The 22278-nt window shown below is 74.2% G+C and carries 22 protein-coding genes and 1 riboswitch; of the genes, 14 read left to right on the top strand and 8 right to left on the bottom strand.

Going from position 1 to position 22278, the window contains the following annotated elements; all coding sequences use genetic code 11:
- Window positions 1-69: 69 nt before the first annotated feature.
- On the bottom strand, window positions 70-1431 hold the full coding sequence (locus Csp2054_RS08805) for a hypothetical protein (protein WP_176491628.1): 1362 nt from the start codon (window positions 1429-1431) through the stop codon (window positions 70-72).
- Window positions 1432-1557: 126 nt separating this feature from the next.
- Between Csp2054_RS08805 and Csp2054_RS08800 the strand changes: the two genes are divergently transcribed.
- Window positions 1558-2526 (top strand): aldo/keto reductase, encoded by a 969-nt coding sequence (locus Csp2054_RS08800; protein ID WP_096898931.1) that lies wholly within the window; start codon window positions 1558-1560, stop codon window positions 2524-2526.
- A 116-nt stretch (window positions 2527-2642) separates the two neighbouring features.
- On the opposite strand, the gene Csp2054_RS08795 is transcribed toward Csp2054_RS08800, so the two are convergent.
- A complete protein-coding gene (locus Csp2054_RS08795; protein ID WP_096898930.1) occupies window positions 2643-3290 on the bottom strand; it encodes an NADPH-dependent F420 reductase in 648 nt (215 codons plus the stop codon).
- A gap of 71 nt (window positions 3291-3361) precedes the next feature.
- On the opposite strand from Csp2054_RS08795, the gene Csp2054_RS08790 reads away from it, so the two are divergent.
- From Csp2054_RS08790 to Csp2054_RS08775, 4 genes are all read left to right on the top strand, one after another.
- Window positions 3362-3658: a GNAT family N-acetyltransferase gene (locus Csp2054_RS08790; protein WP_096898929.1), complete on the top strand. Its 297-nt coding sequence runs from the start codon at window positions 3362-3364 to the stop codon at window positions 3656-3658.
- 28 nt (window positions 3659-3686) lie between these two features.
- Complete coding sequence (locus Csp2054_RS08785; protein ID WP_096898928.1) at window positions 3687-4148, top strand: VOC family protein; 462 nt, start codon at window positions 3687-3689, stop codon at window positions 4146-4148.
- Window positions 4149-4243: 95 nt separating this feature from the next.
- Window positions 4244-4720: a MarR family winged helix-turn-helix transcriptional regulator gene (locus Csp2054_RS08780; RefSeq protein WP_096898927.1), complete on the top strand. Its 477-nt coding sequence runs from the start codon at window positions 4244-4246 to the stop codon at window positions 4718-4720.
- The gene (locus Csp2054_RS08775) at window positions 4717-5220 is read left to right on the top strand and encodes a metallophosphoesterase family protein (RefSeq protein ID WP_096898926.1); all 504 of its coding nucleotides are present in this window, start codon (window positions 4717-4719) and stop codon (window positions 5218-5220) included. The genes Csp2054_RS08780 and Csp2054_RS08775 overlap by 4 nt, the downstream gene beginning before the upstream one ends.
- Window positions 5221-5240: 20 nt before the next feature.
- Here the strand turns inward: Csp2054_RS08775 and thiD are convergent, their stop codons facing one another.
- The 3 genes from thiD to thiM all read right to left on the bottom strand — a co-directional run bounded on the left by thiD (window position 5241) and on the right by thiM (window position 8334).
- A complete protein-coding gene (gene thiD, locus Csp2054_RS08770; RefSeq protein WP_096898925.1) occupies window positions 5241-6770 on the bottom strand; it encodes a bifunctional hydroxymethylpyrimidine kinase/phosphomethylpyrimidine kinase in 1530 nt (509 codons plus the stop codon).
- Entirely contained in the window at window positions 6767-7480 is a 714-nt protein-coding gene (thiE, locus tag Csp2054_RS08765; protein ID WP_096898924.1) for a thiamine phosphate synthase, read from the bottom strand. The genes thiD and thiE overlap by 4 nt, the downstream gene beginning before the upstream one ends.
- Complete coding sequence (gene thiM / locus Csp2054_RS08760) at window positions 7477-8334, bottom strand: hydroxyethylthiazole kinase (RefSeq protein ID WP_096899053.1); 858 nt, start codon at window positions 8332-8334, stop codon at window positions 7477-7479. The genes thiE and thiM overlap by 4 nt, the downstream gene beginning before the upstream one ends.
- Window positions 8323-8417, bottom strand: a riboswitch (TPP riboswitch). Its footprint overlaps the gene before it by 12 nt.
- Window positions 8418-8485: 68 nt before the next feature.
- Between thiM and Csp2054_RS08755 the strand changes: the two genes are divergently transcribed.
- From Csp2054_RS08755 to Csp2054_RS08745, 3 genes are all read left to right on the top strand, one after another.
- Entirely contained in the window at window positions 8486-9403 is a 918-nt protein-coding gene (locus Csp2054_RS08755) for an NUDIX hydrolase (protein WP_255252677.1), read from the top strand.
- A 701-nt stretch (window positions 9404-10104) separates the two neighbouring features.
- Window positions 10105-10845 carry a phosphotransferase enzyme family protein gene (locus Csp2054_RS08750; RefSeq protein WP_096898923.1) on the top strand — a complete coding sequence of 247 codons (741 nt, stop codon included), beginning with the start codon at window positions 10105-10107 and terminating at the stop codon, window positions 10843-10845.
- A gap of 214 nt (window positions 10846-11059) precedes the next feature.
- Window positions 11060-12016 (top strand): J domain-containing protein, encoded by a 957-nt coding sequence (locus Csp2054_RS08745; protein WP_096898922.1) that lies wholly within the window; start codon window positions 11060-11062, stop codon window positions 12014-12016.
- A gap of 13 nt (window positions 12017-12029) precedes the next feature.
- Here Csp2054_RS08745 and Csp2054_RS08740 read toward each other — a convergent pair whose 3' ends face one another.
- Window positions 12030-12392, bottom strand: coding sequence for an RNA-binding S4 domain-containing protein (locus Csp2054_RS08740; RefSeq protein ID WP_096898921.1), 363 nt, complete (start codon window positions 12390-12392; stop codon window positions 12030-12032).
- A 44-nt stretch (window positions 12393-12436) separates the two neighbouring features.
- Here Csp2054_RS08740 and Csp2054_RS08735 point away from each other — a divergent pair, with 44 nt between their 5' ends.
- Both Csp2054_RS08735 and Csp2054_RS08730 read left to right on the top strand, forming a co-directional pair.
- The gene (locus Csp2054_RS08735; protein ID WP_255252676.1) at window positions 12437-12685 is read left to right on the top strand and encodes a hypothetical protein; all 249 of its coding nucleotides are present in this window, start codon (window positions 12437-12439) and stop codon (window positions 12683-12685) included.
- A gap of 89 nt (window positions 12686-12774) precedes the next feature.
- Window positions 12775-13935 (top strand): hypothetical protein, encoded by a 1161-nt coding sequence (locus Csp2054_RS08730; RefSeq protein WP_096898920.1) that lies wholly within the window; start codon window positions 12775-12777, stop codon window positions 13933-13935.
- A gap of 13 nt (window positions 13936-13948) precedes the next feature.
- Here Csp2054_RS08730 and Csp2054_RS08725 read toward each other — a convergent pair whose 3' ends face one another.
- Complete coding sequence (locus Csp2054_RS08725) at window positions 13949-15475, bottom strand: S1C family serine protease (protein ID WP_255252675.1); 1527 nt, start codon at window positions 15473-15475, stop codon at window positions 13949-13951.
- Between the two features lie 188 nt (window positions 15476-15663).
- Between Csp2054_RS08725 and Csp2054_RS08720 the strand changes: the two genes are divergently transcribed.
- Complete coding sequence (locus Csp2054_RS08720; RefSeq protein WP_096898919.1) at window positions 15664-16695, top strand: FecCD family ABC transporter permease; 1032 nt, start codon at window positions 15664-15666, stop codon at window positions 16693-16695.
- The gene (locus Csp2054_RS08715; RefSeq protein ID WP_096898918.1) at window positions 16692-17699 is read left to right on the top strand and encodes a FecCD family ABC transporter permease; all 1008 of its coding nucleotides are present in this window, start codon (window positions 16692-16694) and stop codon (window positions 17697-17699) included. Before Csp2054_RS08720 ends, Csp2054_RS08715 begins: the two co-directional genes overlap by 4 nt.
- Before the next feature lie 137 nt (window positions 17700-17836).
- Here Csp2054_RS08715 and Csp2054_RS08710 read toward each other — a convergent pair whose 3' ends face one another.
- A complete protein-coding gene (locus tag Csp2054_RS08710; RefSeq protein WP_217990898.1) occupies window positions 17837-18652 on the bottom strand; it encodes a helix-turn-helix domain-containing protein in 816 nt (271 codons plus the stop codon).
- Between the two features lie 124 nt (window positions 18653-18776).
- Here Csp2054_RS08710 and Csp2054_RS08705 point away from each other — a divergent pair, with 124 nt between their 5' ends.
- The gene (locus tag Csp2054_RS08705) at window positions 18777-19565 is read left to right on the top strand and encodes an alpha/beta fold hydrolase (RefSeq protein ID WP_096898917.1); all 789 of its coding nucleotides are present in this window, start codon (window positions 18777-18779) and stop codon (window positions 19563-19565) included.
- Between the two features lie 372 nt (window positions 19566-19937).
- On the top strand, window positions 19938-22278 hold a 2341-nt coding region (locus Csp2054_RS08700; RefSeq protein WP_141399190.1), incomplete at its 3' end, for a glycosyltransferase family 2 protein.

Genomic DNA, 22278 nt, shown 5'->3' with positions numbered 1-22278 from the left:
GCGGAGCGCTTCCGCGGCGCCACGGGAGCACGGGCCGCCCCCTCGGGCGGCCAGCGGCTCGTCCGGCCCCTACGGAGCGATCGTCGACACCGTGCCCGACCCGGTGAGGTCCGGCAGCGTGACCCCGGCGGCGGGCAGCACCGCCGACGCGACCGCCCACAGCAGCACGAGCGTCCCCACGGCACCGAGCACGGCACCGAGGAGCGCCACCGGCCGCTGCCACGTGGCCGCCCGGTCCCGCAGCGTCGCGATCGACAGCACGAGGGCCAGGAGTCCCAGCACGACCCCGACCGCGTGCACGGTCGCCGGAGCGGTGAACCACCACGCCGCGAGTCCGAGCGTGCCGACGCCGGCCACCGCCCCGAGGACGGCGCCGGGCGTCACGCCGAGTCGGCGCGTGGTCGCCGCGGGTGCGCGACCCGCCTCCGGTGCGTCCACACCGCCGGCCGGGAGGCTCGACTCGGTCTGGGTGGGAACGGTCGCCTCCGGCGGGACGGTCGCCAGGACACCGCTGCCCGCCGCGCCCCTGGTCCGCCGCGCGGGCTTCGTCCGCGCTGCGCCCCGGGACCGCGGCGCACGCTTCGTCGGGCGCGCACCGGGCTCCGTGGCGGCGTGGCCGGACGCCGGGTCGACGGGAGCGGGCGGAGCGTCGGTCGCTGCGGGAGTCGTCGGTGCCGGTGCGGCTGGGGTGGGTGCGCTCGGCAGGGTGAGGGCCGCTGCTGCGTCGGCCGCGTCCGGCGTCGGGGCGGGTGCCGGCGGCCGGGTGGACTGCGCCTGGTGCTGGGCGAACCGGGCCGGCGTCCGGAACCCGACCGGGCCGGAGGGCTCCGGCTCGGTGCCCTGCACGACGACGTGCTCGAGGCCGGGGACGGAGAACCGCGGTTGCCCGACGGCCGGGACGACCGGACCCGTGGGCTTCGGCCGCGGCGCCGGTGCGGCGTCGATCGGGGACACCGGTGCCGGGGCGGACGACATGGCCTCGGCGATGAGGCGGTCGAACGGCAGGGTGTGCACGGCTGGCGAGGTCGGGGCCGGCGGGAGCAGGTGCTCCTCGGGCGGGAAGTCCGGTACGAGGACGTCGGCCGCCGGGTCCGGGACGGCGACGGGCTCGCCGGCCGGGGGCGTCAGCGCGGCATCCGTGACGGAGGATGCACCGCCGGCGACGGGACCGGCCACGGGAGGACCGGCGACGGGAGGGGCCGCGGACGCCGGCCCGGCGACGGTGGGCGTGGGAGCCGCGGCGGCGGGCCCGGCGACGGACCCGACGGGGCTGGCCACCGGCGCGGCCGACCCGGCCACCGGTGCGACCGACTCAGCCACGGGTGCGACCGCCGGGGACGAGGCGGACGCGGGGCGGGCCTCCTGGCCGTCCACCGGCGGAGCCGTCACCCAGGCGGGGACCGGCCGACGCGGCCGGTCGGAATCCGGCATGCGATGCGACGCCACTGTGGCTCCCTCCGGTGGTCTGATCCGCGATCAGTTGTACCGGGGCGCCGGAGCAGCTGCGCAGCCCCAGTTCCGGGGTCGCGGGCAGGACCGCGTGGGTACGGTCGGGGCATGACCGTGATCGAACACCGTCCACTCGGCCCCTCGGGGCTCGTCGTCTCGACCGTCGGCCTCGGCTGCAACAACTTCGGGCGGGCCGGCACCGCCTCCGAGACCCAGGACGGCACCGACGCCGTCGTGCACGCGGCGCTCGACGCCGGGATCACCCTCTTCGACACCGCCGACGTCTACGGCGGTCAGCCCGGGCGCAGCGAGGAGATGCTCGGCAAGGCCATCGCGGGCCGTCGGGACGAGGTCGTGCTCGCGACCAAGTTCGGCCTCGACATGCAGGGCACGAACGGGCCCGACTGGGGCGTCCGCGGGTCACGCCGCTACATCCGGTTGGCCGTGGAGGCGTCGCTGCGGCGGCTCGGGACCGACTGGATCGACCTGTACCAGATGCACCGACCGGACACGGTGACGCCGATCGAGGAGACGCTCTCGGTCCTCGACGACCTCGTCCGCGAGGGCAAGATCCGCTACGTCGGCCACTCGAACTTCGCGGGGTGGCAGATCGCCGAGGCCGAGCTCACCGCCTCGATCGCGGGCACCACGCAGTTCGTGTCGGCGCAGAACGAGTACAGCCCGCTCGCGCGCGGGGTCGAGGCGGAGGTCCTCCCGGCCGTGCGCGCCTACGCCCTCGGGTTCCTGCCGTACTTCCCGCTGTACAACGGGCTCCTCACCGGCAAGTACACGCGTGCGGGCGGACCGGCCGACGGGCGCATCACCACCTCGAAGCCGCAGCTGCTCCAGGACGCGCCGTGGGACGTCCTCGAGGAGTTCCAGCGCTTCTGCGACGACCGTGGCGTGACGATGCTGCAGGCCACGTTCGCCTGGCTCCTCGCGCAGCCCGGACTGTCGAGCGTGATCGCGGGTGCGACGAAGCCGGAGCAGATCACACAGAACGCCGAGGCCGGGTCGGCGTGGACGCCGTCAGAGGACGACGTCGCCGAGATGACGGTCATCTTCGACGGCGCCTGAATCTGCCTGAACCTGCGAGGCCGAGTCTCGGCCGCGGTCGCGTAGGCGACGACGGACGGACGGGAGGCGCGGGACCAGCTGGTCCCGCGCCTCCCGTCCGTCCGTTTGGTGACGACCTACATGTCGCGGTAGCGCTTCGCCGCGGCCAGCGCGTCGCGCAGCTCCGACGCGGTCAGCCGCGGGCCGTACCCGGGGGTGTCGCGCTGGATGCGCCAGCCCTCGGCGAGCGGGCCCGCGTCGACGACGTCGAACCCGAACTCGTCGATGAGGTCGGCGACGGTGCGCTTGGCGTCCTCGTCGTCGCCGGCGATGACGAGTGCACGGCGGTCCGCCGTGCCGCTCGGGGTCGCGTGCCCGGTGAGGTCCGCGGCGCCGATGTGGTTGAACGCCTTCACGACCTTCGCGCCGCGCAGGTGGTCCTGCAGCATCTCCGCCGTCGTGGTCGTCTCGTCGTCGAGCGCCGCGATCTGCCCGTCGCGCTGCGGGTAGTAGTTGTCCGTGTCGATCACGACCTTGCCGACGAGGGGCTCGACGGGGATGGTCTCGATCGCGGCGAGCGGCACGGTCACCACGACGATGTCGCCCGCGGCGGCGGCCTCGTCACGCGTGCCGGCACGGGCGGCCGTGCCGAGCTCCGACACCAGGTCGGTCAGCGTCTCCGGGCCGCGGGAGTTGGCGATCACCACCTCGTGGCCGTGCTGCACGGCGAGGCGTGCCAGCTGGGATCCGATGTTGCCTGCTCCGATGATGCCGATCGTGGTCATGCCGGAGGGAACGCTCCCGGTCGGCGGACATTCCCGTCGCGCCCGGCCGCGTGTCGGAGCATGATGGCGGCATGGCCCAGGAGTTCCGCAACGAGACCGACCAGAACCGCTACGCGATGTACGTCGACGGCGAGCTGGTGAGCGTCCTGGACTACCGGGAGAACGACGACGCGATCGCGTTCCCGCACACGTACACCGTGCCGAAGCACCGCGGGCACGGCTACGCGGCCGCCCTCGTCGAGCACGCGCTCGGCGAGGTCGAGTCCACGACCGACAAGCGCGTCGTGCCCATGTGCTGGTTCGTCGGCCAGTGGTTCGACGAGCACCCCGAGCGGGCCGGCCTGCTCAGCCGCGGCGTCGCGGACTGACCGGGCGACCGAGCAGAGAGGCGAGACCGTGTCCACCATCACCCCCTTCCTCTGGTACGACGACCAGGCTGAGCAGGCGGCCGAGCACTACGTCTCCCTGTTCCCGGACTCGCGGATCGACAGCGTCGCCCGGATGCCCGACGGCCCCGTCCTGGTGGTCGAGTTCACGCTGCTCGGCCGGCCCTACCGCGCCATGAACGGCGGACCGGGGCACCCGCACACCGACGCGGTCTCGTTCCAGGTCGACGTCGACACCCAGGAGGAGCTCGACCGCGTCTGGGACGCCCTGCTCGCCGACGGGGGCCGGCCGACCGCGTGCGGGTGGCTGTTCGACCGCTGGGGCGTCGCCTGGCAGGTGACGCCGTCGATGATGGGCGAGCTGATGTCCGGCTCCGGTGACCCCGGGGCGAACGCCCGCGTGTACGCCGCGATGATGGACATGGTCAAGCTCGACATCGGCGCGCTGCGAGCGGCGGCCGCGGGTCACTGACCCCGGCCGGGGAGCCCGGTGGGTATCCTCGGTCGTCAACACGCCTTCGGTCCACCGCACAGCGGGACCGTCCGGCACGACAGGTTGGAGCCACCATGGACCACCCGGGGTCCGACGTCCGGAACGCGGACATCGGACGTGCCTACACCGAGCTCTCGCGGATCACGCGACGGGCGAGCATCCGGGCGCGCGGGTCGGACGAGGTGCTGAGCGTCGTCGACCAGTCCCTGGTGGACTTCGTGGTGCAGCACCCGGGGTGCATGGCCATCGACATCGCCCGGTACCTGCGGTTGAACCGGTCGACGATCTCGCGGCAGCTGTCCGGCCTGCTCGCCGCCGGGCTGGTGCGGACGACCGACGGCGGCACCGGGAACGCCAAACCGCTCGAGGCCACCCCCGCCGGCTGCACCGCGCTCGAACGGTCCGTCCGCCTGCACCGCGATGCCCTCGAGGAACGCCTCGCCGCCTGGTCCGACGACGACGTCGCCCTGCTCGCCGGGCTGCTCGAGCGGCTCGGGGCAGCGGACGAGTCCGGTCTGCCGATGCCCGGCCGGGCGACGACGACCCCGTGACGACGTCGTTCGTCCTGCTGTCCGACACGCACCTGCCGAAGCGGGCGAAGGACCTGCCGCCCGGGCTCTGGGACGACATCGACGCGGCCGACCTCGTGGTGCACGCCGGCGACTGGGTCGACCTCGCCACGCTCGACGCCGTGTCCGGGCGGGCCCGTCGGTTCGTCGGGGTCCGCGGCAACAACGACGGGCCCGAGTTCGACGACCGGCTGCCGCTCGAGGCGCGCTTCGACGTGGAGGGCCTCCGGTTCGCGGCCGTGCACGAGACCGGGGCGGTGACGGGGCGGGAACGTCGGGCCGCCGCGGCGTTCCCCGACGTCGACGTGCTCGTCTTCGGCCACTCGCACATCCCCTGGGACACCGTCGCCGGGAACGGGCTCCGCCTGCTCAACCCGGGCTCACCGACCGACCGCCGCCGCCAGCCGGACCACACCTGGATGCGCGGCACCGTCGACGGGGACGAGCTGTCGGTCGAGCTGGTGCGGCTGCCGCCCCGCTGACGGAGCCGACCCGCCCGCGCTCAGCTCGTGCGCACGTCAGCGCCGTCACCGGGAACCGCCGCAGCGCCCGCCCCGGCATCCGCAACCGCGCTCGCCCCTGAGCCGAACGGCATCGCGAAGAACGCCGCCTCCCACGCCGTCGACGTCCGGAACGCCCGCGCCATCCGTCCCCGCTCGTTCGGCGCCGCCGCGGCCGCCATCGCCTCCACCCGCTCGGTGGCCGCCGCGCTCGCCGCCGCGAACCCCGGGTCGCCGTACGCCCCGAGCCAGTCCGCGAACGGGTGCCCCTCCGGCGCGTGGCCGAGCCGGGTCCCGACCCAGGCGTACACCCGGAAGCACGGCAGCACCGCGGCCGCGAGGACCGCAGGCGACCCGCTGTCGGCTGCCGCCTGCAGGTGTGCCAGGTAGCCGGCGCACACGGGGTCGACGGGGTCGTCGGCGTGCGAGCCCGCCAGGCGTCGGTGGTGCAGGGCCTCGGCCTCGACCGCACAGCCCGCGGCTGCGGCCGCCCATGCCTGGGACGTCTCGCCGGTGGTGGCGGCGGCGAGGGCGGACAGGTGCCGTTCGTACGCCAGCAGGTAGTGCACGTCCTGCGCCAGGTAGCGCTCGAACACACCGGCGTCGAGGGTGCCGTCGGCGAGCCCGGTGAGGAACCGGCAGCGGAGCACCGCCTCGAGCGTGTCGGCGGCGTCGTCCCACCACGCGTCGGTCCACCGCACCGGGGGCAGCGCGTCCCGGAGGGCGGCGCCGTGGTCGACGGGGCCGTGTCCGCGGCCGACCTCGAGGGCGTCGGCGTGCTCGAGCGCCGTCGTCAGCCACGCCTTCGCCCGGCCGACGGCGAGCTCCCAGTCGCCGTGCTGCGCGGCGAGGGTGGCGACGGCGCTCGACAGCGAGCAACCGGTGCCGTGCGTGTTCGTCGTCGCCACCCGTGGCGCGGTGAACACCCGGACGCTCCCGTCCGGCGCGACGAGGACGTCCTCGGCGACCGGGCCGTCGTCGTGTCCACCCTTCGCGAGGACGTGCACGTCCCAGGCCCGCGCCACGACCGCCGCGCGCTCGACCGCCGCGCGCTCGACCGGAGCCGCTGACGACCCACCGCCCGCGAGCCCGGCCAGGACCGCGAGCTCGGCCCGGTTCGGGGTCACGAGGTCGGCGTGCGCGAACAGTCCGGTGAGGGCGGCCTCGGCGTCGGGGGAGAGCAGCCGGTCGCCGCTCGTCGCCACCATCACCGGGTCGACCACCACGACGGGCGGACGGTGCTCGGCGAGCCATTCCGTCACGGTCCGCACGACCGCGGCGTCGGCGAGCATGCCGACCTTCACCGCGTCGATCGTCACGTCGTCGGACACCGCGTCGAGCTGGGCACGGAGGAACCGCGTGTCCGGCACGTGCACCGACCGCACGCCGCGGGTGTTCTGGGCGACGAGCGCGGTCACGACGCCCATGCCGTAGCCGTCGTGGGCGGCGATCGCCTTGAGGTCCGCCTGCATCCCGGCACCACCAGTGGGGTCGGTCCCGGCGATGGACAGCACGCGGGGCACGGCGGTCACCGCGTCGCCTCCCGTCGGCGCGACGCGTCGGCCTGGAGGCGCGGCTCCGGTGACAGGGCACCCGCGGCCCGCCAGGCGGTCACGTGGGCGGCGGCGGCCACACCCGGGTCGGGCGCCGCGCAGATCCCCGACACGACCGCGACACCGGACGCGCCGGCGGCGCGCAGGGCGCCGACGTCGTCGAGCCGGACGCCGCCGATCGCGACGCACGGCACCGTCGTGGCCGCGGCGATGCGGGCGAAGCCGTCGACGCCGAGGGGCGCCGGGTGGTCGGGCTTGGTGGACGTCGGTCGGACGACGCCCACGCCGAGCAGGTCCACCGTGCCCTCGGGCAGCGCGGCGACGGCGGCGAGGTGCTCAGGTGTGTTCGCGGTCAGTCCGACGTGCGCGGCCGGGCCGAGCAGCGCCCGCGCGGCAGCCGCCGGGACGTCGGACTGGCCGAGGTGCACCCCGGCGACCCGGTGTCCGGCGTGCCGAGCGGCGAGGGCGACGTCGAGCCGGTCGTCGACCACCACCGTCGCACGGTCGCCCACCGCGTCGGCCACCGCCGCCGTCAGCGCGAGGAGGTCCCGTGCCGTCGCCTCCTTGTCCCGCACCTGCACGAGGCGCACGCCCGCGTCGACGGCTGCGCGGACCACGCCGAGCACGCCGACGCCGTGCCGATCGCACAGCTCCGGGTCGGTCACGAGGTACACGCCGAGGTCCGTCACGCCGTCACCGCCACCGGGTCCGCGGCGGACTCGACGTGCACCCGTGCCGTGCGGACGACGTCCTCCGGGACGAGCGCGGCGAGCCGGTCGAGGAACAGCGGCTGGAACGTCCCCGGACCGCCCGCCTCCTGCGCGGCGAGCTCCGCAGCCACGGTGTGCACGACCGTGGCGGCGACGGCGGCGGCACCGGGGTCGTCCGGCACCACGGCGGCGAACGCGGCGACGACCGCTCCGAGGGCGCACCCGCCGCCGGTGATCCGCGTCAGCAGCTCCGTGCCGTTCGCGACCCGCACGACGGCCCCGCCCGGGGTGACCAGCAGGTCGACCGGACCCGACACGGCGACCGCGCCCACGTGCCTCCCGGCCGCCGCCGTCGCGACCGTCCGCGCGTCGTCGGCCGACGCCGTCGCGTCCGTGCCACGGCCACCGGCCGTGTCGCTGAGCAGGGCGAGCACCTCGGAGGCGTTGCCGCGGAGCACCGTCGGCCGCCGTGCGAGCAGCCCCCCGGCGAGCGCCGTCCGGACGGGGAGCGCGCCGACGGCGACGGGGTCGAGCACCCACGGGGCGCCGGCGTCGACCGCCGCGTCGGCCGCCTCGAGCGCGGCCTCGACCTGCTCGGCGTGCGGCGTCCCGGTGTTCACGAGCAGGGCGTCGGCGACCCGGGCGAACGGTCCGGCCTCCGTGCGGACGTCGACCATCGCCGGCGAGGCACCGACGGCGAGCAGCACGTTCGCGGTCACGTTCTGCACGACCGTGTTCGTGATGCACTGCACGAGCGGAGCCCGGGCACGGACGGCTTCGAGGAGTTCGGCGGTGCGGTCGACCCAGGGGGAGGAGGGCGCAGCGGTGTTCATGGACGATCCCTTCGCGAGTACGAGCTCGAGCAGGTTCGACGGGTGTGATCTCAGCCGCGGTCGCGGCACCCCGTGTCTCGATGGTCACCGTACACGACGTCCCGTGACCCGCTCCGGGTCGCTGTCGGGGGTGGTGTGGGAGGCTGGGACCGTGCCCGACCTCCCTGGTGTGAACCGCGCGACGCCTCCCGGTCCGCCGCCCGGACCGCGCGACCCCGGCGACGCATGGGCGGTCGGTCCCGACGGCACCCGGGCCTGGGGACGCTTCGGCGCGGCCGGCCTGCTCGTCGACGACGGCGCCGGGCGGGTCCTGCTGCAGCACCGCGTCGAGTGGAGCCACCACGGCGGCACCTGGGGCATCCCCGGCGGGGCCCGGCACCAGGGCGAGGACGCCGTCACCGGAGCCCTCCGCGAGTCCGCGGAGGAAGCCGGGGTCCCCGAGGACGGCATCGACCTGCGCCACACCGCGGTCCTCGACCTCGGGTTCTGGACCTACACGACCGTCGTGGGGCGTGCCTCCCGGCCGTTCGAGCCGATCATCGCCGACCGCGAGAGTCTCGAGCTGGCCTGGATCCCCGCCGACCAGGTCGACGACCTGCCGCTGCACCCCGGCTTCGGCGCCTCCTGGCCGTCGCTCCGCGCCGCGCTCCCGACCACCCCGCACGTCGTCGTCGACGCCGCGAACGTCGTCGGCAGCGTGCCCGACGGCTGGTGGCGCGACCGGCCGGGCGCGGCCGACCGGCTGGTCGGCGGCGTCACGGCGCTCGCCGCGGACGGGGTCCCCGCGAGGGACCTCGATCTGCCGTTCGCCCGCTGGTGGCCGCGCTGGACCGTGGTGCTCGAGGGGGAGGCCCGGCTCGCCTCCGCCGGGTCGGCCCGCGGGATCGATGTCGTGCGGGCACCCGGAGCGGGCGACGACGCGATCGTCGCCGCCGCCGACTCCGCGCGCGCTTCCGGCGACGCGCCGGTCGTGGTCATCACGGCGGACCGGGAGCTGCGGTCACGGGTCGAGGCGCTCGGCGCGGCGGTGCGGGGGCCGTCGTGGCTGCGGGACGCGTTCGCGAGCTGAGCTGCGCGGGTGCGGCGGTGACGCGCGCGCCGAGGTGCGGCGGTGACCTGCGCGCCGAGGTGCGCCGGTGCGCAGGTGACCCGGGCGCTGAGGTGCGCCGGTGCGCAGGTGACCTGCGCGCTGAGGTGCGCAGGTGACCTGCGCGCTGAGGTGCGCCGGTGCGGCGGAGGACGCGCGCTGCGGTGAGCGTCTGCTGCGGGCGCCTCGCACTGCGTGTCCCGGACACGACTGCCGGGCGTGCCGGGTCTGGCGCGCGCGCAGGGTCCGGCGGGCGTGCCGGGTCTGCCATCGTGCCGCCCCACGTCCGCGTTCTGCGTGGTGGCCGATCCGGTTCGCGAATGCCGAGGAAGGCCCACCGGATCGGCCAGCGGCTCGGAGGCGTCTTCGTTCCCCGTGCGCGGATGCGGAGAACGTCCGCGTTCTGCGTGGTGGCCGATCCGGTTCGCGAATGCCGAGGAACGCCGACCGGATCGGCCAGCGGCTCGGAGGCGTCTTCGTTCCCCGTGCGCGGGTGCGGAGGTGCGCACCGGACCCGCCCGGCCCCCGACGGGCGGGAGGGGCGCGAGCCTCGTCCACACGGCGCAGGACGGGTTTCGCACACGTGACGGTCGTGTGACGCTCGTCGTCCGGTGCGGCGATGCCGAGCGTGCACGGATACGCTGGGCCGAACGTCAACGGAGACGGCAACAGGAGGTTCCACCATGGAACGCATCACCAGGGCAGACGACCGGGTCCACCGCCCGGCGGGTCCGTGGACGCCCACGGTCCACCGCCTGCTCGAGCACGTCCACGGCCGGGGGTTCGTCGGGGTGCCGGAGCCGATCGCGATCGGCGAGACGGTCGAGACGGTCACGTTCGTCGCGGGCACGGCCGGGGACTACCCGTGGAACCAGGACATCGCCAGCGAGGCGGCGCTCGTCACCACGGCCAGGATGCTCCGGCACTACCACGACGCCGCCGCCGACTTCCCCCGTTCGGACACGGACGTGTGGTCCCAGGCCGAGCGGCTGCCGGTCGAGACGATCGTGCACGGTGACTTCGCGCCCTACAACTGCGTGTACGACGGCATCGCCGCGGTCGGCATCATCGACTTCGACACCGCCCACCCCGGTCCGCGGGTCTGGGACGTCGCGAGTGCGGTCTACCGCTTCGCACCCTTCACCACGGGCGGGGTCGAGGGCGGATCGGCGCCGCTCGACGCGCGGCTCGCCCGCGCGGCCGAGTTCTGCCGTGCCTACGGGCTCGACGAACGCTCCCGTTCGGTGCTCGTCGACACGATGCTCGCCTCGCTCGTCGCCCTCGTCACCACGATCGAGACCGAGGCGGCCGCCGGCGACCCGAAGTTCGTCAGCGACCTCGCGCACGGGCACGTCGAGCTCTACCGGGCGGACGTGGCGTGGATCGAGGAGCACGCGGACGCGATCCGGGCCGCGATCGGCTGAACCGTGGTCGCGGGACGTCGGGCGTCGGTGGCGCGCTGACCGCATTGCTGCGCCGCACCGGAGCCCCCGGGTGAGGCCGAGGCACCGGAGCCCCGACGGGTGGTCCGCGGGACGGATGCGTGTGTCCGCGGGTCGGCGGCGCAGGCCGATCCCAGCGCGCGTCCAGCCCGCGTGCGGCGGACACCGACGCTCCCTCGGGTAACGTCGGAGGGCCATGACCGACAGCCCGGCCGACGCCACCCCCTACGAGGTGCTCGGCGTCCCCTCGACCGCCGACGACGAGGAACTCCGCCGCGCCTACCGCAGGGCCGCGCGGGAGTCCCACCCCGACCTCGGCGGCGACGCACAGTCCTTCCGACGCGTCCAGCTCGCCTGGGAGCGCATCGGCACACCGGCCGCTCGGCGCGCCTACGACGCCGGGTCCCGTCCCACGTCGCCGCCCGCGCGGGAGCACGGTGCGTCCCCGTCCGGTTCCTCGGCGTGGGGCCACGGGTCGCCGCGCGACGCCTACGCGCCACCGACCGCACGCCGTGACTCCCGGCCACGAGCACGTTCCCACGGACACCCCGGTGGACGCTCGCGGGAGGTCTTCCTGCAGGCCGAGCGCGAGTGGGTCGGCCTCGGGGACCCCATCGAGGACCCGTACGACCCCGCCCTCGTCCGGTCCGCGCCGCGGCACATCCGCCGGCTCCTCGGCGAGGCACTGGCCGAGGAGGCGACCGCGAGCATCGTCGCGGACATGGGCATCGGCGTCACCGTCTGGCACGACCTCGACGCCGGACCGGAGGGCAAGCTCGACCACGCCGTGCTCACGAACTCGGGGCTCTGGGCGCTCGAGTCCATCGACTGGGGCGGGCCCGTCCGGGTCGAGGGCGGTGAGATCGTCGGGGAGACCCTCGCGCCGGGGGAGCGCCCCGTCAAGGAGCTCGTCCGCGCCGCCCGGGCCGTCCAGAAGCAGACGCGGGTGCGGTTCACCGGACGGATCCTCGTCGTGCCGGACTCCGCCGTCGACGAGGACGTTCAGCTCGTCGGACCCCAGAGGAAGCCCACGGCGTTCATCGTCAAGCGCAGCGCCCTGGCGTACGTGCTGTCCGGGGCGCTCTCGCCGGTCGGGTCGGTCGACGTGTTCGACGTCCGCGACCGCCTGCAGCAGACCGTCCGCTTCGTCTGACCCGCCAGGAGCGTCAGTAGCCGCGGAGCTTCTCGAGGTCGCGGCGCTCCCGCTTGCTCGGGCGCCCCGCACCGCGGTCGCGCTGGGGCACGAAGCCGGCCTCCTCGCGCGGCAGGCGCGGCGGCGTCCGGTCCTCGAAGTGCTTCGCCGCCTCGGGCGCGCTCGTCCGCTTCAGGATGATGCCGCGGACCACGACGATCCGGTCGAACCCGTTCTGCCGGACCCGCACCTCGTCACCGGGCGCGATCGGCTGCGCGGGCTTGGCGCGCTCGCCGTTCACCCGCACGTGCCCGGCCTTGCACGCCGCCGTCGCCGCCGACCGGGTCTTCGTGATCCGGACGGCCCAGATCCAGCTGTCGACCCGTGCCTTCTCCATCCGGACACCCTACGACGCCGTCCGGCGGTCCTAGCCTGGACACCGTGACCACCGACCCCGCCGCCGCCGTCGCCCGCACCCGCGCGCTCCTGGTGCTGCGCGCCGCGGCGATCGGCGACCGGCTCGTCGTCCGGGCCCACCACGGCGACGGTGCCCGGGACTCCCTCGGCGTGCTGACCGCACGTGGCGCGGACACCGTGACGATCGACACGCGCCGCGGTCCGGTGGAGGTGGCGCTCGCCGACGTCGTCGCCGCGAAGCCCGTGCCGCCGGCCCCGCCCCGCCGGCACTGACCACGGGCGCTCGCGACGGCCGAGGGGACGAACACCCTGGCGCGGCGTGCCGACCCCGGCTCCCGGGACCGCCGCCGTAGCCTCGGAGCATGGCAGTCCCAGTCCACCCCGGCACCGAGGACCGCACCGCACGCCTCACCCTCCGGCGCCCGGACCACTGGCGCCGGGAGGACGACCCGCAGGCCGACCTCCGCCTCGCCGGCGACGACGCCGTGCTCACGGTCCGCTCCCGCCCGAGCGACCGCACGATCGCCGAGGAGCACACGAGCCTCCTCGAACGCCTGCCCGGGGCCGTCGAGGGGCTGCTGCTCGTCGGTGCCGACGTCTGGACCACCGCAGGGGCCCCGGCCCGCCTCGTCGAGTACGTGCGGCCCGACGCCGACGACGACGGCGGGGACGTCACCGGCGCCCACCTGCTCTTCGTCACCGGTCGGCACCGCGTCGACCTCACGATCGAACGTCCGCTCGCGCGCATGCTCGCCACCGACGACCTCGTCCTCACCGTCCTCGAGTCCGTCCGTGCCACCGAACCGACACCGGGCCGGCCGGCACGCGACCTCGAACCACTGCCGGACCCGCCCGCGGCCGCGGAGCTCGACGGGCCCCGGCTGAGCGCCGCCGCGACGACCACGCTGCGCAGCCTCGCTGGACGCCGGTGGAACCCGTCGCTCCTGCGCAGCCCGGCGGGCCGCGAACTCATCGACGCCGGCCTCGTCGGCAGACTCGGCACCCTGCCCGAGTCGACGCAGGCGCTGCTCGCCCCCTGGGGCGACGACACCAGGCCGACCACGCTGGAACAGCGGCTGCCCGACGGGCGCGAGACGCGCCTCCAGGCCTGGGACCGCACCGTCGTCGACGGGACGGACGACGCGGTGGTCGCGTCGGCGACGCCGGAGCGCGTCACCGCGCTGCTGGCCGGGAGGCTCGGCGTCGGCCCGCAGTGGACGTTCCCCTTCCGCACGGGGTCGCTCCGGGCGGACGTGCTCGCGCGCCGGCTCGGCGGCGACGCCGACGCACCCGACCTGCCGACGGCCGTCGCCGAGGCCGATCCGCGCCTCGCCCGGTTCTGGGCCGCACCCTGGACCGTGTCCCACCTGCGCCGACCCGGACGACCGGAGCCCGTCACGTTCGTGCACGCCGACGGATACGGGTTCGCCCGCGTCGGACGCACGGAAGCCGGGGAGACCGCCTTCTCGGCGGAGTCCCCGGCCAACGTGTACCGGTCGGTCGTGCGGGCCGTGCTCGGCTGAGCGCCCGCCCCGACTAGGCCGCGGGTCCCGCGGTCAGCGTGACCGTCACCGTGTGGGCGGTGCCCGCGCTGTCGGTGTAGGTCACGGTGACCTTCTCACCGACCGAGTGCGCCTGGATCTCCTGGGTGAGCTGGTCCGAGGACGCGATCGCGGTGCCGTCGACGGCGGTGATGACGTCACCCGACTCCAGGCCGGCCGCAGCCGCACCCGAACCCTCGACCGTCCCGGCCACCGTCACACCGGTCGTCGCGGACTGGTCCTGGCTGACCTCGACCCCGAGGAACGCGGGCAGCCCGATGGTGATCGTGCTCGACGACTCACCCGCGAGGATCTTGTCCGCGATCGACTTGGCCGTCGTGATCGGGATCGCGTACCCGGTGACCTGCGCCGAACCGGACGACGCGGCGGTGGCCATGCCGACGACCTCGCCCTCGCTGTCGAGCACCGGACCGCCCGAGTCGCCCGAGACGATGTCCGCCGCGACCTCGATGAGGCCCTGCAGCGACTCGGTGCCCGTGCCGGACTCGCTCTGCACCTGGATGTCCTGGTCGGTGGCGGTCACCGTGCCCTCGGCGGCCACGAGGTTGCCCGTGCCCTCGGCGTTGCCGACGTCGGTGACGGTGTCGCCCGTGGACGGTTCGCCGTCGTCGTCGAGGGTCACCGTCGACAGGCCCGACGCGTCCTCGAGCTTCAGCACGGCGACGTCGTGCGTGGCGTCCGTGCCGACGACGTCCGCCTTGTACTGCTTGCCGGTGGTCTCGTCCGTGACGGTGATGCTCGTCGCGCCCTGGATGACGTGGTTGTTCGTGAGGACGGTGCCGTTCGACGTCAGGATCATGCCGGTCCCGGCCGCCTGGGACGACTCGTCGTAGTTCAGGATCGTGTTGATCGTCACGACGCCCTTCTTCTGCGCCGCCGTGGCCGCGGTCGCCGCCGACTCGGTGGCCGTCCCGCTGCTGCCGCTGCTGCTGCCGCTGCCGGTCCCGCTGCCGGGCACGGTGAATCCGTTCGTGCCGCTGCCGTCGCTGCTGCTGCCGTCGCTGCTGCCCGATCCCGAGCCGGGCAGCGTGGTCGTGCCCTGCGACTGGGTCGACGTCGTCGTGGTGTGCATCGACGACAGCCCGAGTGCGGTGCCGCCGGCCGCACCGAGGATCGCCAGTGCGGCGACACCGGAGCCGATCATGAGTCCCAGCCGACGCGGACGCTTCGTGGTCGCCGATGCGGAGGCGTACCCCGGGTGGTTCAGCGCCGCGGCGCCGTGCGCCCAGTGCTGTCCCGCCAGCGCCGGGCTGCCGATCAGGTACGGACCGCGGCCGTCCGCGGCGTAGGCGTAGGGGCCGGAGCCGTCGGGTCCGTACAGGTACGGGCCGCTCCCGTCGAACGCGTAGGCGGGACGCAGCGTCGCGGGATCGGCGTGCGGTGCCTCCCACGACGTCCCGGCCTGCGGCTGCGGCTGGGCCTGGCCCTGCGCAGCGTCGGCGGCGGTGCGGTGCGCCTCGCCGGTCGTGTCGTCGGCGGCGGGGTTCGGGGTCTCGTTCATCGGTGCTCTCCGGTCGTCCCTCGACGACCCGGACGGGGCGTCGACGGAGTCCAGTACAGGCCCGTTCCCAAAGGAGACCCTATGAACGAGCACTGCGTCCGCTCACGGCTCGCTCGGCGGGTGCCGAACGCCGACAGCCGGCTCCCGGGAGGCTGGCAACGCCGCGCGTTAGGGTTGCCCCAGTCCCCATGGCCACTCCCGTCACCGCGCCCGCGCCCAGCTCCGTCGCCCGTCTCGTCCGGGCAACCGTGCTGGCGGTCGTGGTCCTCCTCGTCGCCGTCGGCCTGTCGGTGGCGTTCGGCTCGCGGCCCATCCCGCTCGGCACCGTCCTCGACACCGTGCTGCACCCGGGACGCACCGACGAGATCGGGCTCATCGTGCTCGGCAACCGGGTCCCGCGGACCGTCGTCGGGCTCCTCGCCGGGGCGGCGCTCGGGGTCGCCGGCGCCGTCATGCAAGGGGTCACCCGGAACCCGCTCGCCGACCCGAGCATCCTCGGGGTGAACGCCGGCGCCTCCCTCGCGGTCGTCGTCGGCATCGCGGTGTTCGGGATCAGCGGCACCGCGTCCTACCTGCCGTTCGCGTTCGTCGGCGCCGGACTCGCCGCGCTCCTCGTCTACGGCATCGCCGCCGTCGCCCGCCGCGGCCTCACCCCGGTCGGCCTCGCGCTCTCCGGTGCCGTCGTCGCGGCCGCGCTGTCGTCGATCACCACCGCGGTGCTCGTCACGAACCAGTCCCTGCTCGACCAGCTGCGCTTCTGGCAGGTGGGGGCGCTCGCCGGCAAGGACCTCGGCACCGCCGCGGTCATCACCGCGCCCGTGCTCGTCGGCCTCGTCGTCGCGCTCGGCCTCGGACGCTCGCTGAACACCCTCGCGCTCGGCGACGAGCTCGCCGCCTCGCTCGGCCAGCGCGTGGTCCTGGTGCGGGTCGTCGGCGGGGTCGTCACCGTGCTGCTCGCCGGTTCCGCCGTCGCCGCCGCCGGCCCGGTCGCCTTCGTCGGCCTCGCGGTGCCGCACGCCGTCCGACGCCTGACCGGACCCGACAACCGCTGGACGATCCTGCTCTCCGCGATCGTCGCCCCGGCGCTCCTGCTCGTCGCCGACGTCATCGGCCGCGTCGTGGCCTACCCCGGCGAGCTCCAGGTCGGCATCGTGACGGCGCTCATCGGCGCACCGGTGTTCATCGCCCTCGTGCGGTCCCGGGCGGTGCGGGGACTGTGACCGTCGTACCCACCCGTCGCCGGCTCGTCGGCGCTCGCCGCGAGGCCGCCGTGCTCGGGGCCGTCCTCGTGCTGCTCGTCGCGCTCGTGCTGACCGGCCTCGGCGTCGGCGAGATCCCGCTGACACCGGCGCAGGTCGTCGGCGCGGCGTTCGGCCACGGCGACGCGATCGCGGACTTCGTCATCGGGCAGCTCCGTGGCCCGCGGGTGTTCGGCGCGCTGTTCGTCGGCGCGGCGCTCGGCGTCGCCGGGGCGATCGTGCAGAGCGTCGTGCGGAACCCGATCGCGAGCCCCGACGTCATCGGCGTCTCGTCGGGTGCGTCGGCGGCGGGGATCACCGCGATCGTGCTGTTCGGCGCGTCCGGCGGCCCGCTCTTCGGCGCCGTGCTCGTCGGTGCGGTGGTGGTCGCCCTCGCGGTCGCGCTCCTCGCGTGGCAGCGCGGGATCTCCGGGAACCGTGTCGTGCTCGTCGGCATCGGCGTCGCCGCGATCTGCCTCGCCGTCACCGGGTGGATGCTCACGAGCGGCACGGTCACGCAGGCCGGGACGGCGCTGCTCTGGCTCTCCGGTTCCCTGAACGCGGTCGACCGGGGCAGCGTCGTCGTGCTCGGCGTCGCCTTCGTCGTGCTCATGGTGCTCGCGCTCGTGCAGTCGCCGCGCCTGACGATCCTCGCGCTCGGTGACGAGGTCGCATCCGCCCTCGGACTCCGGCCGGACCGCGCGAAGGTGCTGCTCCTGCTCACCGCCGTGTGCCTGACCGCCGCCGCCGTCGCGACCGCCGGACCGGTGTCGTTCGTGGCGCTGATGTCGGCACCGATCGCCCGGCGGCTCGTCGGGGGAGGTCGGGTCGCCCTGGGGCCGTCGGCGGCGGTCGGCGCGGTGATCGTGCTCGGCGGGGACCTCCTCGCCCAGTACGCGATCCCCGGGACCGCGCTGCCGGTCGGCGTCGTCACCGGGGTGGTCGGCGCGCCGTACCTGCTCTGGCTGCTCGCACGCGGTCGCTGACCGCCCCCCGCACGACATGCCGTCGGGAGCGCCCAGCGGCGACACGTTCTGCGACCGCCGTGGACACGAGCGGCATGTCGCGCGACCGATCCGACCAGGAGCAGGAGACCAACGCCGATGTTCGCGTCTGGTCCAGGTCAGGAACGCCCCGCCGCGGATTGCCGCTGCCACGCGCCGGGAGTCTGCCCCGTCCTCGTGCGGAACATCGCGCTGAAGTTGGAGGCATCGAGGAACCCCAGACGCGCCGCGCACGCGGTGGCCGTCAGCTGGTCGTGCGCGAGCAGTCGCTTGGCTTCCAGGACCAACCGCTCGCTGATGAACGTCTTCGGGGTCACGCCGGTGGCCTGCTGGACGGCTCTGGTCAGGGTCCGAGGGGAGTAGCCGAGGACCCGGGCGTAGTGCGCCGCATCGTGGTGCGACCGGAGATCTCGCTCGACCGCCTCCCGGAACGAGCGGAACAGCGGCTGACCGGGGTCCGGGTCGGCGGACGCGGGTTCCAGGCGAACGAGCAACAAGGTGAGCGCGAGTCGGATCGCCTCGTCCGAGACGGGGGACGGTGGTGCACCGCTCTCGAGGACGAGGTGCGCGCGGGCCGTGTCGATGAAGGGACGATGCTCCTCGGGGAGCTGCCACACCGTGCGTCCGCCGAGGTCGGTCGCCACGGCCCGGGTCGACGCCGTCGCAGGCGCCGTCGGGAGGAACACGACGAGGAGACCCTCCACGCTGTCGATGTCCTGCCACCGGTGGACCACCCCGGGTGTGAGCACCACGACGGAACCAGCCCGGACGGCGTGCTCGGCGAAGTCGGCGGCGAGCACCCCCGCACCCGAGTCCACGAAGCCGAGGACGGTGAAGTCGGCTCGCTGCGTGCCTCGGTCGTTCCGTACTCGCAGGTCGTCGAACGTCATCAGCTCGATCGACCTCGGCGCTGGACCCGACAGCTGGTACGTCATCTGTTGGACGGTCGCCACCTGTCCAGCATCCACCAGGACCCGTCCACTCGTCGGGATGTGTTCCCGCCGGTCCGGAAGTTGCATGGACTCGACCCACTTCCACCGACCGAGGAGCAGCACCACCATGCCGCACGACACCGTCCTTCCCGCATCCGACCGCCGACACGGGAACGGCCCGACCCTGGTGTTCCTGCACTACTGGGGCGGTTCCGGCCGCACGTGGGGGCCCGTCCGGGACCGGCTCGCCGGCCGGGACAGCATCGCCATCGACCATCGTGGGTGGGGGCGCTCGCGAGACCTGCCGGGGCCGTTCTCACTGGCGCAGCTCGCGGCCGACACGACGGCCGTCCTCCGGACGGAGGGGATCACCGACTTCGTCCTGGTCGGACATTCCCTGGGCGGCAAGGTCGCGCAGCTGATCGCCGCGAGCCGACCCGCCGGACTGCGCGGCCTCGTGCTCGTCGGTTCCGGCCCGGCGAAGCCTGCCGCGATGGTCACCCCGGAGTACCAGGCAGGGCTGTCCCACGCCTACGACTCGTCGGAGTCGGTCATCGGCGCGCGGGATGCCGTGCTCACGGCGACGCGGTTGCCCGTCGATCTCGCCGAACAGGTGGTCGTCGACTCGCTCGCCAGCGGGAGCGTCGAAGCGCGGACCGCGTGGCCGATGCAGGGGATCGCCGAGGACATCACCACAGCCACTCGAGCGATCACGGTCCGGACACTCGTCATCGCCGGCCAGCACGACCGCGTCGAGCCCGTCGACGTCCTGCGGGAGAACCTCCTCTCGTACCTGGCCGACGGCGAGTTCCTCGAGCTGCCGGACACCGGGCACCTCATCCCGCTCGAAGCACCCGACGCCCTCACCGCCGCGATCGTCGCCTTCACCGAAGCGATCCTGATCGAGCACTCCTGATCGAGCAGGCTGGACGAGAGCGCCCTCGGAACGGACGGACGCGACCACCCCGTCGGCGCGAGCCGACTCGGGGAGACAGGCCGCGCCTCCAGGCCGGGTGTGGGGTGACCCGACCGCCGGACGTGCGCACCGGGACCACCGGCCGCGCAACGTGAACGGCGTGTCGCTGAGCGCCCCGTCGACCCGGTAGCGACACGCCGCGGATCGGCCCTCCCGCAACATCGTGCGGTTTCCCGCACGACCCGCCCCGGACCCCCCGTCCGGGTGTCTGCACCGTCCGTTCTGTCCCCATAGGTTCGGAGGCGACCGCAGGGGCCACCCGAAAGCGCGCCGACCCGATGGCGCGCTGGCACCGGCGGATGAAGGACCGTCATGCCCAACCAGCTCGACGGCGCTCCAGCGCGCCGCAGGCAGTGGGGTTCCGAGCGTCGTACCCGCCCGCTCGACACCCTCCACGCACGCCCGTCCGACCGGAAGCTCGTCTCCGGCCGCGTCGCCATCATCCTCACCATCGCGTTCTGGCTCGCCTACGTCGTCTACACGGTGATCCGCCAGTTCCTCGACTACGGCACCGAGAGCTTCCGCTTCACGACCGAGGCGATCTCGTACCTGGTCGTCGTCACGTTCCTGACCTTCTCGGCCCTCATGCACCTCATCGCCCGGCAGGGCGCGATGGAGCGGTTCGCCACCCACGTCCGCGTCCCGCGTGCCGAGCTCGACCGCCACTTCGGCGAGGGGCACGAGGCGCCGATGACCGTCTTGGTGCCGAGCTACGCGGAGGAGCCGGACGTCGTCGCGACCACGCTCTGGTCCGCCGCGCTGCAGGAGTACCCGTCGCTGCGCGTGGTGCTGCTCGTCGACGACAACCCGTTCCCGACCGACCCCGAGGTCCTCGACAAGCTCGAGCGCACCCGGGCCGTCGCGTCGACCATCCAGAACCAGCTCGCCGCGCCGTCGCGCCGCTTCCAGGAGGCCCTGCTCTCCGCCGAGGTCGACGCCGAGCACTCGCCGCTGGCCTCGGTGGACGCACTCCGCACGCTCGTCGAGCACCACCGCTGGGCCGACGCCTGGCTCCGGCGTCACGCCCGCGAGCACGACGTCGTCGACCACGTCGACCACTTCTTCCACGACCAGGTGCTCATCGGCCTCGCCGACGAGCTCCGCCTGACCTCCGAGGCGCTCGAGGCCGCGATCGTCGACGCCGTCGGCGCCGGTGCCGCGTTCACCGAGGTGACGAGCCGTCGGGCGCTCGAGCTCACCCGCCGACTGGCGTGGACCTTCACGGCCGAGATCACCACGTTCGAGCGGAAGCGCTTCGTGAACCTCTCGGACGAGGCGAACAAGGCGATGAACCTCAACTCGTACATCGGCCTGCTGGGCGGGGCCTACGCGTTCGAGGAGACCGCGAGCGGCACGGTGCTGCGCACGGTCCCGTCGTCCGAGGAGGCCGACCTCGTGGTCCCGGCGTCCGACTACGTCCTGACGCTCGACGCCGACTCGGTGCTGCTCCGCGACTACTGCCTGCGGCTCGTGTACTTCCTCGAGCAGCCGGAGAACGCGAACGTCGCCGTCACCCAGACGCCGTACTCGTCGTTCCGCGGCGCCGCGACGCGCATCGAGCGGCTCGCCGGTGCGACGACCGACATCCAGCACATCCTCCACCAGGGCATGTCGCGCCACAACGCCACCTTCTGGGTCGGCGCGAACGCGGTCATCCGGACGCGGGCGCTGCAGGACATCGAGGAGGTCGAGACCGTCGGCGGCTTCGAGGTGAAGCGCTACGTGCAGGACCGCACCGTCATCGAGGACACCGAGTCCAGCGTCGACCTCGGCATGCACGGCTGGACCCTCGTGAACTACCCGGAACGCCTGTCCTACAGCGCCACGCCGCCGGACTTCGGCTCGCTGATCGTGCAGCGCCGACGCTGGGCGAACGGTGGCCTGCTCATCCTGCCGAAGTACCTGCGCCAGGTGCGCGAGCGTCGGCAGCGGGGGGAGCGGGTCGGCATCGTCGAGATGTCGCTGCGCGTCAACTACATGGCGTCGATCGCGTGGGGTTCGCTCGGCCTGATCTTCCTGCTGGCCTACCCGTACGACTCGCGGCTGCTCAGCCCGATGGTGCTCCTCGCAGCGCTGCCCTACTTCTGGCTGTTCGCCTCCGACCTGAAGTACTGCGGCTACAAGCGCACGGACATCTTCCGGATCTACGGCTTCAACCTCATCCTCATGCCCGTCAACGTGGCGGGCGTGCTGAAGAGCATCCAGCAGGCACTGACCGCGAAGAAGATCCCGTTCGCCCGCACGCCGAAGGTCCGCGACCGGACCGCCTCGCCGGCGCTGTACGTCCTGGCGCCGTACGCGATGGTCGCGTTCTCGGTCTTCACGTTCGTCCGCGACTACCAGGCGCAGAACTGGGGCAACGCGGTCTTCGCCGCCTTCAACGCCCTGCTCGCGATGTACGCCATCGTCGCCTACATCGGCATCTGGAACTCGGTGGTGGACGTCTGGCTGTGGGCGACGGCGTGGATGTACTACGACCCGTCCGCGCGGGCCGCCCGCCGGAGTGCCCGGAAGCAGGCGAAGCAGGACCGCCGGCGTGCCCGCAAGGGGCTGCAGCCCGAGCCGGAGACCGTCGTCGAGGACTGGCGCGCCGTCCTCTACTTCGGTGACCGCGGCAAGGCGATGCCGACCCGGCACGGCGCCGGCACGGTCG

The sequence above is a fragment of the Curtobacterium sp. 'Ferrero' genome (assembly GCF_002412165.1).
GTDB lineage: Bacteria > Actinomycetota > Actinomycetes > Actinomycetales > Microbacteriaceae > Curtobacterium.
This window is presented reverse-complemented; position numbering and strand designations above follow the sequence as displayed.